Raw genomic sequence first — 13165 nt, forward strand, 5'->3', positions numbered from 1 at the left:
CAATGCTAAAAATAAGGCTGCCCAAAAATAGCAACCATGATAATTGAATATCACAGTTCGGCTAAAAGAAGAAACTTTCAATATGCCGACACATTAAAAATTTTGGGTCAGCGGTTGTTCCACCCCACCGCGCAGCGGTTTAGTTCAATTGGGGAATAAATTTACTTTGTGAAATTTGGCAAGCTTTTCACAAAAACTTTGAAAGAGTGTGCCATGAATTCACTTGTACATACATACGAAGAAAAGTAGCGGTTGGCCGGAGGCAAGTTAACAATGCTGAAATTTGTCTGGGTGTTCAGGCAGGGGCAGGGCAAAGGGGCAAAGCGGCGTCGGAGGGCGGACTGCCATGGACGGCAAAGGCCGGCCGGATCGCTCTTCAGGGGGCAGGACGCCCGCTGAAGTTTAGCTGCGCTCCTTTGCCCTGCCCCTGCCGGGTCAAACCCGAATTCTGAATTCCATGGCCCGGGTTCCGGGCATACTCCTTATTTACTAAATCATCCGTTAATGATAGGCTGTTTCTATCTTAAAACGATATCTTGCGGTAATACAAAAGCGACATCCAGGCAAAGGTTGACTCAATAACCGTGCAGTGCCATTCAGTTGGAGGGTTGCCAGATGGACATGAGCAACAATATCCCAAAGGATCATGTGAATGAGACCTTTCCACTGAATATCGCCATTGTGGGCGGCGGACGGACCTGCCGGTTTTTCCTTGAACTGATCCATAACGACCCCTTTCCTTTTTTCGATATCAAAATACTGGGCGTGTGCGATAAGAATGCCGGAGCAGAGGGGATGCTGCTGGCTGAGGAAATGGGGATATATACCACCGGGAACCTCCATGATTTGCTGAATATCGAACGCCTTGACAGTGTCCTGGAGCTGACGGGCAGAAAAAAGGTGCTTCATGAAATCATCCGGTTGAAACCCCGGGGCGTTGGTGTCCTTGAGTATAATATCTCCAGGATACTGCGCAATCTCCTGGATACGAGCCGGCGGCTGGAATCAACCGAACAGAAGCTTGTTGCCGAAAAAGATTTTTCCAATTTGCTGATCCAGCAGAGTACGGCTGCCATCGTCATTATCAATACGGATTTTATCATTCTCGATGCGAATGATGCCTATCTTAATACGGTGAAAAGGCCAAAAGACAAGGTTATCGGCGCCCATTGCTATGAAATTTCCCACGGGATAAATACGCCCTGCTCAAGTGCGTTTCCCGGGGTGAAATGCCCCATGCTGGAAACCTTGCGCACCGGTAAAAATGCCCATGTCATCCATGACCATCCCGGGCCGGACGGCCATCGGGTGTACTGCAACCTGACCACCTATCCGGTAAGGAATGCCAATGGCGATGTCATACAGGTCATTGAGTTCTGGCGGGATGTTACGGCTGAATTCTCAGACCGGTGGAACGAACGGGAAAAAAAGCTTAAATCCAACATCCAGAAAATGATCCAGGAAGACCGGATGATCTCTTTGGGCAAGCTGGCGGCAAGCTGCGCCCATGAAATCAACAACCCCATCCAGGGGCTTTTGACATTTTGTGATTATATGCTGGACACTTTAAATGAAGGGCGTCCCGGGGACGGGCAGCTGAAAAAGTTCAAAGACCACCTGTCGCTCATGTCAAAGGAACTGGAACGCTGCGGGAACATTGTTTCAGGGCTTCTCTCCTTTTCCCGGGAATCCGCCGTGGAATTCAGCCATTTAGATTTAAATGAAGTGTTAAATTCCGTCCTCTCCCTGACCCGCCACAAGCTGGAACTCCGAAATATCAAACTGACCACAGGGCTGTACCCTGCACCGATCCTTCTTGAAGGTGATATCAACCAGCTCCAGCAATGCTTTTTGAATCTGGTTTTCAATGCCATTGAATCCATGCCCGAGGGGGGGGATCTTATTGTTACATCCAGGATAGATAAAGAATTCGGGAATGCCTGTGTTGAAATCCGGGATACCGGGTACGGCATCCCGGAAAAGGTAAGGGATAACCTGTTCGACCCTTTTTTTACCACAAAGGATGTGGGCAAAGGGACTGGGCTGGGGTTGTCCATTGTGTACGGTGTGGTCAAAAATCACAGGGGGAAGATAAAAATCGACAGCCGGGAGAAAAAAGGCGCCGCATTTACAATAACCTTCCCAATGGTATCGCCGGCTGCACCGGATGCTAACGGAGGATAGGCATGGATAGTAAAATGAGACTCATGATCGTGGATGATGAGTTGATCGTCCGGGAATCGCTTTTGAACTGGTTTGGCAAATACGGCCATGAAGTGGATACGGCCGCTTCAGGCGCACAGGCCCTGGAAAAACTCGAACAAAAGCCGTTTCAGCTTTTGTTTGTGGATATTAAAATGCCGGGTATGGACGGGCTGGAACTGCTGGAAAAGGTAAAAGAGGGGTATCCGGACACCATGGTGGTGATCATCACCGCCTACGGTTCCATTGAAAGCGCTGTCAAAGCCATGCGCACCGGTGCCAGCGATTACCTGCTCAAACCCTTCAAGCCGGAACAGCTCTCATTGGTGATGGAAAGAATCATCCGCCAGCAGAAAATCACATCCGAGTATCAATACCTGAAAGGACACCTGGAGCAGATCACCCGGTTTGACAATATCATCGGCCAGTCCGCGCCCATGAAAGAATTGTATTCATTGATTCCGGAGGTGGCACAAAGTGATTCCTCGGTACTGATCACCGGGGAAACCGGCACCGGAAAAGAACTGGTGGCAAAAGCCATCCACGCCAAAAGCCCCAGGGCCCAGCTTCCGTTTATTGCCATCAACTGCGGCGCACTGCCGGACGCACTCATGGAAAGTGAATTGTTCGGGCATAAAAAAGGGGCGTTTACCGGGGCGGGGCATTCGAGAAAAGGATTTCTTGAGATCGTTTCCGGCGGCACCCTGTTTCTGGATGAAATCGGTGATACCAGTGCAAAGATGCAGGTGGACCTGCTCCGGGTCCTGGAGGATAAAAAAATTTTCAGCGTTGGCAGCAATACGCCTGTTGAGGTGGATTTCCGCCTGATTTCGGCGACCCGGCAGCACCTTGAAGACCGCATCGTGGAGGGGGGATTCAGGGAGGATTTTTATTACCGGATCAATGTGATCAGAATTCAGCTGCCCCCCCTGCGGGATCGAAAAGATGATATTCCGATTCTCGCGGCGCATTTTATGGAAAAATACAGCCATGAAACAACAAAGCATGTGGACAGGATCCGGCCGGATGCCATCACCCTCTTAAAGTCGTATGACTGGCCGGGGAACGTCAGGGAGCTGGAAAATGCCATTGAACGCGCCGTTGTGCTGAGCAAATCCCGGACACTTGCTGCCGGGGATTTTTCATATCTGCAGCCTGCACGGGCACCGTTTCCCGCCGCGCAGACACTAAAAGCGGTACAAAAAGAACATATCCTCCGTATCCTTGATGAACAGGACTGGCAGATCACCCGGTCGGCAGAAATCCTCGGCATCAACCGCGTGACACTCCATAAAATCATTAAACGGGACAATTTGAAAAAACACAGATGAAAAAACGTATCGGTGTGGTTCCGCTGGGAGAGGTGCCGGAACTCGTAATAAAGGTCATTGCAGCCAATATTACGGCCTATTACAAATGGCCGGCCGATGCACTGCCCATGCAGCCCGTTCCCGAGTCCGCCTTTGATGGCGCCAGGCTCAAGTATGATGCCGGTATCGTCATCAACAGGCTTGGTGAATTGGATTTTGGGGATTGTTCCAAAATTGTCGCAGTGATGTCCCAGGATCTTTTTATCCCGATTTTCAACTATGTGTACGGCCAGGCTGTCCAGGGCGGCAGCCTGGCCTTGATTTCACTGTTCCGGCTGGATCGGAACGCAGACGGATCGACCCCTGCGCCTTCCCTGTTCTACGAGCGGGCGGCCAAGGTCGCCCTCCATGAACTGGGGCATCTGTTCAACCTTTTCCATTGTAACGAAAACAAATGTGTCATGCATTTTACAGGGGGCATTGATGATCTGGATAAAATTCCCTTTTACCTCTGCCGGGACTGCGAAAGACGCCTGACCCCCTGAGGGGGAGGGTATCCCCCTCTCCGGGTGGCAGGTTAGCGTTTTTCTGTCCTCAAAAAGGTCCTTGCCAGGGCGTTCCATCCGATCTGGGGGAAACTGCCGTATACATCATCCACCGGTTCACCGCCCATGGCAGCCAGGGCCTGGTACTCAGGCTCGATCAGGTGTAGGAGTTTCTGGCTTTCGCGGTCCGTCCATTCAAGGCTGTCCTTTCCGTAAAAAAGCCCCTTGAGGTTCCGCTTGGGCATATTGGGCTCAAGGATACACAGCCAGCCTTCATGGTAAGGATCTTCGTGGACGATTTTGGGGTCGTCCTGGGCTTTGCCGTTGACTGCCAGCACAGCGCCGGTGATGGGGGAAAATACCGCGGCTTTTTGGTCTGCGCGTGAAAACATCAGCCCGGCCTGATCTTTTTTCAAAACAGCACCGAGGGGGGGGAGTATAATTTCTGAGAGGGTGCCGAAAAGTTTGACCATGAAATCGTCAAACCCGATCTTTACCCTTCCGCCATGCTCAAACCGCGCCCATGTATGCCCCATGTGATAATAATAGCCGTCGGCCAGGAGGTATCCCGATGCCTTTAAGCAGGACGGCTTTGGGCCGAGCAGGGCCATGTCCTCCTCATCCAGCTGCTGGTCAAACTCGCAATGATAACATTCATAGTTCATGGCACAGTCCCTCGGTGCACTGATGCGGCCGGTCAGCACGTGGCGGCAGGGATTGTTGGTCCATTTGTATATGTTTTTCAAGTTTTGCGCCCACCGTGAGCAATTGTCTTGGGAATCCGTATGGGGGGCGGCCTGGATGGTTTTCTGCATGGCCTTGTCAAAGGGACAGGTCCCGCAGTCATAGGCGTTGTCGCACATTCTGAAGTGAACAATACCCGCTTTCATCCAGATGCATTCGTTTTCAACAACCTGAAATCCCTTGACCATGGTTTTCTGTTTTTTGGCTCTCATTTTGTCCTCCTTTCCGCCTCATGGCTTAAAGCGTTCACCCAAATGAAAGAGCAAATCCGGTGCCACAGGGGAAATAAAGAAAAAGGTGCGGTAATGTGTTTTAAAATCAAGTGGTTATGTTTTGCCCGGGCCTGGGGGACAAAAAAGCCCTGGGAGGCCGGCAGGTGAGTTGTAGCTTTTTGCTACATATCTGTAGGCCTTTTTTGAAGATATCGGTTCAAACAGGGGATGGACAGGCGGTTTGGGCGAATGTTGCTAAATGCTACATGCCTGTGATAATTTTTACATCTATTTCCGTGTGGGCGTTGGATCATGGGCCGGTCGCGAAAAATGCCTGGCGAGCAAGCCCAACAATCAGGATATAACAGCATATATTTTTAGCCAGAGTTCAGGAACCCTATCCTGCACCTGCCTGTTGTCACCTATCCCTTCCATTACGAATTCGCTTTACAAGAAATTTGAATCACCGTATGATTATTTCATATCTTTAATGCCTTGCAAATTCGGAAAGCCGACGGTGATGAATAGACGATTAGGAGCCCTTTTTTTTCTATTGCTTTTTACTACTGCCGTGACCGCGGCCGGAGAAGGGCTGGGCACTGCCTATTCTGATTTTTCTTCTTTTTTTTCAAAACATGAGAACGGCGAAATTAAGGGCTTTTCTTACGATATCTTTGTGAATGCCCCGGACCGCTTTAGGGGCGTGCCCGCCCAATGGCCCCGGATGCCATTTTGTCTGCGCATCAACACCGGGTCAGACGATACGGGTATGCCGGAAAAGTTCAACCGGATCGTCAAAAATGTGGCCGGAGACGGCGCCATGGCGAAAATGCTATCCACTTACGACAGAAAGTCGTTCTAGATATGGCGATCTTCATTGAAAAGCATATCTGGAAAGTATTTTTTGGACTGCTTGCCCTGTTTGCCGGCGGGTTCCTGTGGTTTTTCACGGCATATCAGGAATGGGCCGTCCGGGAGGCCGGGGAACGGCTTTCGGAAGATGCCCGGGTGATTGCCGGTTCGCTGTGGCGGTATGAAACGCCGCCGATGGCGTATCTGGAACTGGCCGCCCGGTCGAATCATTATAGGTTTCTGCAGGTGTTTGATGATGCCGAAGAGGTCTATGCCCAGGTGCCGGGACCCGGTCCCGGGCCGCTGGACGAAGTGCTGGCCGGGGCCGGCCTGCTGCCGGTGCGGCGGCTGGAGGAGACGGTACGGTATGGAAAGCTGGACATCGGCAGGATTGTTGTACAATGGCAGAACAGGTCGGTATTTGTCCATTTTTATCTGCTGGTGTGCATGGGGCTGCTGTTTATCGGTGTCTGGTTTTTCTTTCGGCTTTATCTTGCTGGGAAAACCCTCAAGGCGCGGGTCATGGCGCGCACCGCGGATCTCAAGGAGAGCCAGGACAGGCTCCAGGCCATACTGGACAATGCCGAGACCATCATTTACCTCAAGGATATACAGGGGCGGTATATGACAGTGAACCGGCGGTTTGAAACCCTGTTCAGGGTTGATCGGTCGGAAATATACGGACTTATGGACCATGATATATTCCCGGAGGAGATTGCTGCCGCCTTCCAGAGCAACGATAGAAAAATCCTTGAAACCCGGGCCTCCCTGCAGTTTGAGGAATCGGCGCCGGGGCCGGACGGAGAGTTGAGGGAGTATGTGTCGGTGAAGTTCCCCTTGAAAAAGGCGGACGGATCAATTTATGCCCTCTGCGGAATTTCAACGGATATCACTGACATGAAATTGGCGGATCTGGAACGCCGCCGCCTGCGAAATTATTTATTCAATATCATCGATTCCATGCCGTCGGTGCTCATCGGCGTGGATTCCCAGGGAAGGATTACCCTGTGGAACAGGCGGGCCGAAGAGGTGTCGGGGGCGTCTGCCCAGGAAGCCATGGGCCTTCCCCTGGAACAGGTATACAAAGGGCTGGAGACCCGGATGGAGACAGTGAGGAAGGCCATCCGTACCCAGGCGGTACAGCAGCATAAAAAGCAGACCGTGCCTGACCATGGGAGTACGGTTTATGAGGATATTACCGTATTTCCCCTCACCGGCGAGGGGGTGGCGGGGGCCGTTATCCGGGTGGATGATGTCACGGACCAGGTCCGGCTGGAGGAGATGATGATTCAGTCGGAGAAAATGCTTTCCGTGGGGGGACTGGCCGCCGGCATGGCCCATGAGATCAATAATCCCCTGGCCGGTATCATGCAGACGGCCAATGTTCTGACCCTCCGCCTTGAGGATATCGAGATGGCGGCAAACCAGAAGGCCGCCCGGGAGATCGGGGTCTCTTTGGCCCATATCCGTGCCTTTATGGAAAAAAGGGGGATCTTTAAGATGCTCACGGCCATCAACGAGTCCGGGATAAGGGTGAAGGAAATTGTGAACAATATGCTCAGTTTCGCCAGAAAGAGCAATGCCTCCGTCTCTTCCCACAACCCCGGGGAACTCATGGACCGGATCCTGGACCTGGCGGCAACGGATTATGACCTCAAAAAACAATATGATTTTAAAGCCATAAAGATCATTAAAGAATACGATCCCAATCTGCCCATGGTGCCCTGCGAAGGGGCCAAGATTCAGCAGGTGATTCTGAATATCCTGCGCAACGGGGCCCAGGCCATGGTGGAGGGCAATACTGAGGCGCCCTGCTTTACCCTGAGGATGTCCGTTGAGAAAGGTGCCGGAATGCTGAGGATAGAAATACAGGACAACGGTCCGGGTATGGACCGGGCGGTGCGGAAGCGGATTTTCGAACCCTTTTTTACCACCAAGCCCACCGGGGTGGGAACGGGACTGGGCCTCTCGGTTTCCTATTTTATTATTACAGAAAACCACGGCGGCACCATGGGCGTCACCTCGGCCCCGGGAAAGGGGAGTAATTTCATTATCCGGCTGCCCCTGGCAGCGCAACGGTCCAGGCGGGCCCGGCAGGGGGGCCAAGATGGGGGCTGATACCTGCAAAATACTTGTCATTGACGATGAGCGGGCCATCTGCCAGAGTTTCTCCTATTATTTGGAAGACCGGGGGTATGAGGTCCTGACCGCGGAAAACGGCCGGACCGGGCTGGAGATCATGACGGCCCAAAGACCGGACCTGGTGCTTCTGGACCTGCGGATGCCCGAGGTGGACGGGCTGGAAGTGCTGCAAAAGGGCAAGGTCATTATGCCGGAAGTCCCCATGATCGTCATTTCCGGGGCCAAACGCATCGGGAATGTGGTCCGGGCCCTGAGATACGGTGCCTGGGATTATATTGAAAAGCCGGTGCAGGATTTCTCCATCCTGGGGCATTCGGTGGAAAAGGCCCTGGAAAAGGCCAGGCTGGTCAGGGAAAACCGGGAATACCAGGCCCACCTTGAGCAGATGGTCAGGGAGCGGACCCAGGCGCTTGAAATCGCCAACACCAATCTCTCCCATATCAACAACCGGCTGCGGAAAATTGTGAAAACCACCCAGGGGCTGACCAGTTGCCAGAAGCTGGACCAGTTTTCGGAAATGATCCTTGAGGAATTTGCCGAACAGATGGGGGCTTACGGCGGCAGCCTGTATATGCTTGAAGAGGGGCGGCTTCGGCTGAAGCATGTCCTGGATCCGGGCCATGCCCCGTCCGCCCTTGATCTGCCCCTTGACGGCAACACGGCGCTGGGAAGGGTGATGGAAACGGGACAGCCGTTGCTGATTCAGGACATAGACAGGGCCAGGGACCTGACCCCCAGCAGGTGGAAGGGGTACAAGGACGGATCCGCCCTGGTTTTTCCCATCAAGGACACAGAGGGCATGACCGTGGGAACCATTACCCTGCACAGTAAAAACGATCCGCCCTTTGTTGACCAGGACAAGGAAATCGGTGCCATCCTGGCCTCCTATTCCTGCGAGACCCTGAGGGCGGTCAAGGCCTTTGAGGAGGTTCAGAAAAGCGAGCACCGGTACCGGACCCTGTTTGAAAAGGCCAATGACGCCATTTTTATGGTAGATAAACACTCGGGCCGGTATATCGACGCCAACCGGGCGGCCGAGGAATTGACGGGGCGGTCCATTAAAACATTGAAACAACTCTCCGTCCACGATGTGGCCCCGCCTGAACTGGCAGAGAGTTACCTGTCCGGAACAACCGAATCCGGCCCTGTGGACCTGGGGGCGGTAACCTATATCCGGCCGGACAAATCCGCCCGCACCGCCCGGGTGAGCTGCGTTCCCCTGGACAAGGAGACCATGATCGGTATAGCCCGGGATATTACCCAGGACCTGGAAATGGAAAAACAGCTCCGCCAGTCCAGGAAAATGGAAGCCATCGGCACCCTGGCCGGCGGGATTGCCCATGATTTCAATAATATTCTCTCCGGTATTTTCGGATATGCCCAGCTGGCGGAAATGAACCTGGGCAAACCCGATGCCGCCAGGAAAAACCTTGAACAGGTGGTCAAAGGGGCGGAACGGGCCGGCGAACTGGTCCAGCAGGTGCTGACCTTCAGCCGCCAGGCCGAGCATGAACTGCGGCCCCTCAAGCTCTATCTCATTGTCAAGGAGACCTTGAAATTCCTCCGTTCCTCCATACCGGCCAGCATTGAAATTGTGGAGCGGGTCAATAGTCAAGGCATGGCCATGGCCGACACCACCCAGATCCACCAGGTGATCATGAATCTGTGCACCAACGCCTCCCATGCCATGGCAGAGGGCGGCGGCATGCTCACGGTCTCCCTGGAGGATGTGGATGCGGGGTGGGAGGAGGTGAAGGACGGCTGCATGCCGGGCAGGTACATCCGGTTGGAAATCCGGGATACGGGCAAGGGAATCGGCGAGGATATTCTGGACCGGATCTTTGACCCCTATTTTACCACCAAGGAAATCGGCCAGGGCACAGGACTGGGCCTGGCCGTTGTGGGCGGGATCGTCAAGAAGCACCGAGGATTCATCACCGTTGACAGCCGAATGGGGGACGGTGCCGTGTTCAGGGTGTTTTTCCCCCGGGCCGAATCTCCAGCCCCCCAGGCCGCGGTCCGGCCCAATGGGGGGCCGGCTGCTGGGTCTGAGCGGATCATGATGGTGGAGGATGAAGCGCCCATACGCAAAGCCAACCAGAGTATCCTTGAACAGATGGGCTACCGGGTTGCAGGATTTGGAGACGGGGAGTCGGCCCTGGAGGCCTTTGAGGCCGCCCCGGAGCGGTTTGACCTGGTCATCACGGACATGACCATGCCCAGGATGAACGGTGATGAACTGTCCCGGAAAATTCTGTCCCTGAAAAAGGAGATGCCCATCATCCTCTGTACGGGATTCCATGAAACATTTACCAAGGAAGCCGCCCTGGCATTGGGCATCCGCCGGTATCTCCAGAAACCCGTGACCGGAAATGTGCTGGCCCGGGTGATCCGGCAGGTGCTGGCCGGAAACCAAAAAGACAACGAAGGAAAAGACAGTGAACCAGGCAGATAATATTCCGGGATCCATTCTCATTGTTGATGATGAGCACTATGTCAGACAGAGTTTTATGTTTTTCTTTGAAGACCGGCTCTGGGATGTCTTTTCCGCGGAGAGCGGGGAAGAGGCCCTTGATATGCTTGAACACCGGCCATGCAATGCCGCCGTTGTGGATATCCGCATGGGCGGGATGGACGGTGAGACCTTTATTAGGAAAACCCTGGCCCTGTACCCGGAAATGGTCTTTGTCATCTGTACCGGCTCCCCCGAGTTCGGGATTTCCACTGACCTGTGTAAAAATCCCCGGGTGGCGGACCGGGTCTTTTCCAAGCCCGTGGACCGGATTGAAGACCTGGAAGATGCCGTTTTGGCGCTTTTATCACCGTAACCCCAAGGGGGGCCCCATTCGCCCCGAGCTGATTTCAGGGTATCCCGGAGGTTTGTGGCCGCCGCGGGATGCCGGTCCATGAACCGGCGGCTGAATATCAGATCCTTATCTCTGGCAGGCAAGACCGGGGATCGGTTGATGATATGGCTCAGCCGCCTGTCACGGCGGGCACGCCCTAAAAAAATCTTGACACGGTTTGCCAATGGCACTATGACCTGAATAGTTCTGTTTTTTCCGGATCTGCGTTGAATTTCGATTCTTTCTATTTCTGACGCCGGGCTTCCCGCTCATTTCTCTCCCTGTCTGCATCAGTTTAACGCAAGACCCATTATTTCATCCGATATCGCCGGAGGCGTTCCATGACGGGTATCACGATCAGGTTGTCGGTTCTTTTTGTCTATCTTTTTTTATCGCTTTCCCCTGTATCTGCCGGCCAGAGCCAGTGCATCACCTGCCATACGGATCTTAAGAAATTGATCCGCCTGTGCTGGGAGGTTGAAAAGATCAAGCCCAAGCCACCGGAATCTGCTGAAAACAGCGGAGAGGGATGAGGCGGTCCCCTGGCTCCGTTGGAGCTGTACCAGAAAATCTACGTGGATCCAGCATTCCTGGAAACGGACCATGGCCAAATCCCCTGCCAGGACTGCCATGGGGGCAGCCCTGGGGATGGTAACTGGCAGACCGCCCACACCGGCCTGGTCAGGGATCCCAGCCTTAAATCCCCTGCCGGGGCCTGCGGGGACTGCCATGAAGAGATCGCGGCCTCAGCCGTAAGCAGCCTCCACTATACCCTGGCGCCGGTGTTCGACGCCGTGTTAACGCGCACGGACCCATCTGATTTAACGGTGGGCGAAAAATTGAAACCGGCAATGGGCAGGCATTGCGGCAGCTGCCATGCCAGCTGCGGCCAATGCCATATCAGCCGCCCGGATTATGTGAAAGGGGGGTTTTTGTCCAAGCATCATTTTGTAAAAACACCGGCCATGGAGACCACCTGCGCCTCCTGCCACGGGGGGCGGGTCTTTGCCGAATTTACAGGGGAAAACGAGGACTTTTCGCCGGACCTCCATTTTGAGGATGAGGAGATGGCCTGTACCCACTGCCACACGGGCGGGGAAATGCATGCGGCCCAGGGAAAGGCGTCAAACCGTTTCGGCCTGAAGCAGCGGCCGGGATGCAGGCAGTGCCACGCGCCGGTCTTTTCTGGGGAGGCAACCAATACGGCCCACGAGAATCACATTGAGAAGCTCGACTGCCGGGTCTGCCATGCCCAGGCCTATAAAAATTGTGCCTCCTGCCATGTGGGGACGGATAAACAGGGGCTTCCCTATTTTAAATGCAAAAAGACCGAATACGGGTTCAAGATCGGATTGAATCCGGACCGGAGCCCCTCCAGGCCCTGGGAATATGTCCTGGTGCGCCAGGTGCCGGTGGAGCCGGATACCTTTAAATTCTACGGCGCCGGCCTGGGCCGGTTCGACAGCCGCCCCACCTGGAAACCAACATCGCCGCATACTATCCTGAAAGAAACGCCCCAGAACCGGAGCTGCAATCACTGCCACGGCAACACCGCCCTCTTTTTAACGGAAGAGGACCTGGCCCCGGGCAGGGCAGCAGCCAATAAAAACGTGCTTGTACCCCTGGATAGGATCCCGGAAAAGATTCCGGATAATTAGGAAACCATAAAGGAGGAAGAAAACATGAAAAAAGCATCTGCAATCCTGTTAATGGTTGTTTTTGCGGTATCAACGGCCTGGGCCGGTTATGCCTATAAGGCCAACAAGGATCACCTGGGCGGCAATCTTACGCCGGTGGAAGCCTTTAAAATGATGGAAAAGGACCCGGAACACACCTTTCTGGTGGACTGCCGGACCCGGGCCGAGTACCAGTATGTGGGCCATCCCGTGGGCGCGTATAACGTCCCCCTGCGTTTTTTGTCGGCCAAGCCCGGCAAAAAGGGATATGTGGAAGTGAGCAACCCGGATTTTGCCAAGGCGCTGCTGGCCCGGTTCAATCCCGAGACCGATACCCTGATCATCCTCTGCCGCAGCGGCAACCGGAGCTGCACGGCCTGCAACGAGGCCATCAAGGCCGGATTTAACGAGGGGAAGGTTTTCAATATGATGGGCGGGTTTGAAGGGGGGAAAAACAAAAATAAAAACAGCATTTTCCACGGTCAGCGCTGGGCCGGGGGCTGGAAGCTGGAAGGCCTGCCCTGGACCTATAAGATGAAAAAGGACCTCATGTACCAGCCGGATTTTAAGGGTTAAAATTGTTTTTTGCCCCAATTTTAAGCCCCCCCGAATGAGAGATTCTATGTTCAGGTGTAA

The 13165-nt window shown here is 53.9% G+C and carries 11 protein-coding genes; 10 read left to right on the top strand and 1 reads right to left on the bottom strand.

Translation table 11 applies throughout. The annotated features are described in order from the left end of the window. Positions 1 to 615 precede the first annotated feature (615 nt). Genes HUN04_15325 through HUN04_15335 form a run of 3 tightly spaced genes read left to right on the top strand, consistent with a single transcriptional unit; the run spans position 616 to position 4057 of the window. On the top strand, positions 616 to 2184 hold the full coding sequence (locus HUN04_15325; GenBank protein WDP90990.1) for a PAS domain-containing protein: 1569 nt from the start codon (positions 616 to 618) through the stop codon (positions 2182 to 2184). 2 nt (positions 2185 to 2186) lie between these two features. After that, the gene (locus HUN04_15330; GenBank protein ID WDP90991.1) at positions 2187 to 3533 is read left to right on the top strand and encodes a sigma-54-dependent Fis family transcriptional regulator; all 1347 of its coding nucleotides are present in this window, start codon (positions 2187 to 2189) and stop codon (positions 3531 to 3533) included. Further along, positions 3530 to 4057, top strand: coding sequence for an archaemetzincin family Zn-dependent metalloprotease (locus HUN04_15335; protein ID WDP90992.1), 528 nt, complete (start codon positions 3530 to 3532; stop codon positions 4055 to 4057). The genes HUN04_15330 and HUN04_15335 overlap by 4 nt, the downstream gene beginning before the upstream one ends. Before the next feature lie 32 nt (positions 4058 to 4089). Here HUN04_15335 and HUN04_15340 read toward each other — a convergent pair whose 3' ends face one another. Continuing rightward, a complete protein-coding gene (locus HUN04_15340) occupies positions 4090 to 5013 on the bottom strand; it encodes a glycine cleavage system protein H (GenBank protein WDP90993.1) in 924 nt (307 codons plus the stop codon). A gap of 259 nt (positions 5014 to 5272) precedes the next feature. Between HUN04_15340 and HUN04_15345 the strand changes: the two genes are divergently transcribed. The 7 genes from HUN04_15345 (at position 5273) to HUN04_15375 (ending at position 13105) form a co-directional block, all read left to right on the top strand. Then, on the top strand, positions 5273 to 5875 hold the full coding sequence (locus tag HUN04_15345; protein WDP90994.1) for a hypothetical protein: 603 nt from the start codon (positions 5273 to 5275) through the stop codon (positions 5873 to 5875). Between the two features lie 512 nt (positions 5876 to 6387). After that, the gene (locus HUN04_15350; GenBank protein ID WDP93307.1) at positions 6388 to 7983 is read left to right on the top strand and encodes a PAS domain-containing protein; all 1596 of its coding nucleotides are present in this window, start codon (positions 6388 to 6390) and stop codon (positions 7981 to 7983) included. After that, positions 7973 to 10462, top strand: coding sequence for a response regulator (locus tag HUN04_15355; protein WDP90995.1), 2490 nt, complete (start codon positions 7973 to 7975; stop codon positions 10460 to 10462). Before HUN04_15350 ends, HUN04_15355 begins: the two co-directional genes overlap by 11 nt. Positions 10463 to 10517: 55 nt before the next feature. Next, positions 10518 to 10835: a response regulator gene (locus HUN04_15360; GenBank protein WDP93308.1), complete on the top strand. Its 318-nt coding sequence runs from the start codon at positions 10518 to 10520 to the stop codon at positions 10833 to 10835. Positions 10836 to 11194: 359 nt separating this feature from the next. Next, entirely contained in the window at positions 11195 to 11386 is a 192-nt protein-coding gene (locus tag HUN04_15365) for a hypothetical protein (protein WDP90996.1), read from the top strand. Between the two features lie 42 nt (positions 11387 to 11428). Further along, positions 11429 to 12511 carry a hypothetical protein gene (locus tag HUN04_15370; protein WDP90997.1) on the top strand — a complete coding sequence of 361 codons (1083 nt, stop codon included), beginning with the start codon at positions 11429 to 11431 and terminating at the stop codon, positions 12509 to 12511. Positions 12512 to 12535: 24 nt separating this feature from the next. Further along, complete coding sequence (locus HUN04_15375; GenBank protein WDP90998.1) at positions 12536 to 13105, top strand: hypothetical protein; 570 nt, start codon at positions 12536 to 12538, stop codon at positions 13103 to 13105. The last annotated feature ends 60 nt before the right edge of the window (positions 13106 to 13165 follow it).

Source organism: Desulfobacter sp., from assembly GCA_028768525.1.
In the GTDB taxonomy this organism is placed as follows: Bacteria; Desulfobacterota; Desulfobacteria; order Desulfobacterales; family Desulfobacteraceae; genus Desulfobacter.

What these genes read in the sequence shown, in the direction of transcription:
- HUN04_15360 (WDP93308.1), top strand. Translation starts at nt 10,518, where the DNA reads ATGTTTTTCTTTGAAGACCGGCTCTGGGATGTCTTTTCCGCGGAGAGC.
- HUN04_15375 (WDP90998.1), top strand. Translation starts at nt 12,536, where the DNA reads ATGAAAAAAGCATCTGCAATCCTGTTAATGGTTGTTTTTGCGGTATCA.
- HUN04_15325 (WDP90990.1), top strand. Translation starts at nt 616, where the DNA reads ATGGACATGAGCAACAATATCCCAAAGGATCATGTGAATGAGACCTTT.
- HUN04_15365 (WDP90996.1), top strand. Translation starts at nt 11,195, where the DNA reads ATGACGGGTATCACGATCAGGTTGTCGGTTCTTTTTGTCTATCTTTTT.
- HUN04_15340 (WDP90993.1), bottom strand. Translation starts at nt 5,013, where the DNA reads ATGAGAGCCAAAAAACAGAAAACCATGGTCAAGGGATTTCAGGTTGTT.
- HUN04_15345 (WDP90994.1), top strand. Translation starts at nt 5,273, where the DNA reads ATGCTACATGCCTGTGATAATTTTTACATCTATTTCCGTGTGGGCGTT.
- HUN04_15335 (WDP90992.1), top strand. Translation starts at nt 3,530, where the DNA reads ATGAAAAAACGTATCGGTGTGGTTCCGCTGGGAGAGGTGCCGGAACTC.
- HUN04_15330 (WDP90991.1), top strand. Translation starts at nt 2,187, where the DNA reads ATGGATAGTAAAATGAGACTCATGATCGTGGATGATGAGTTGATCGTC.
- HUN04_15355 (WDP90995.1), top strand. Translation starts at nt 7,973, where the DNA reads ATGGGGGCTGATACCTGCAAAATACTTGTCATTGACGATGAGCGGGCC.
- HUN04_15350 (WDP93307.1), top strand. Translation starts at nt 6,388, where the DNA reads ATGGCGCGCACCGCGGATCTCAAGGAGAGCCAGGACAGGCTCCAGGCC.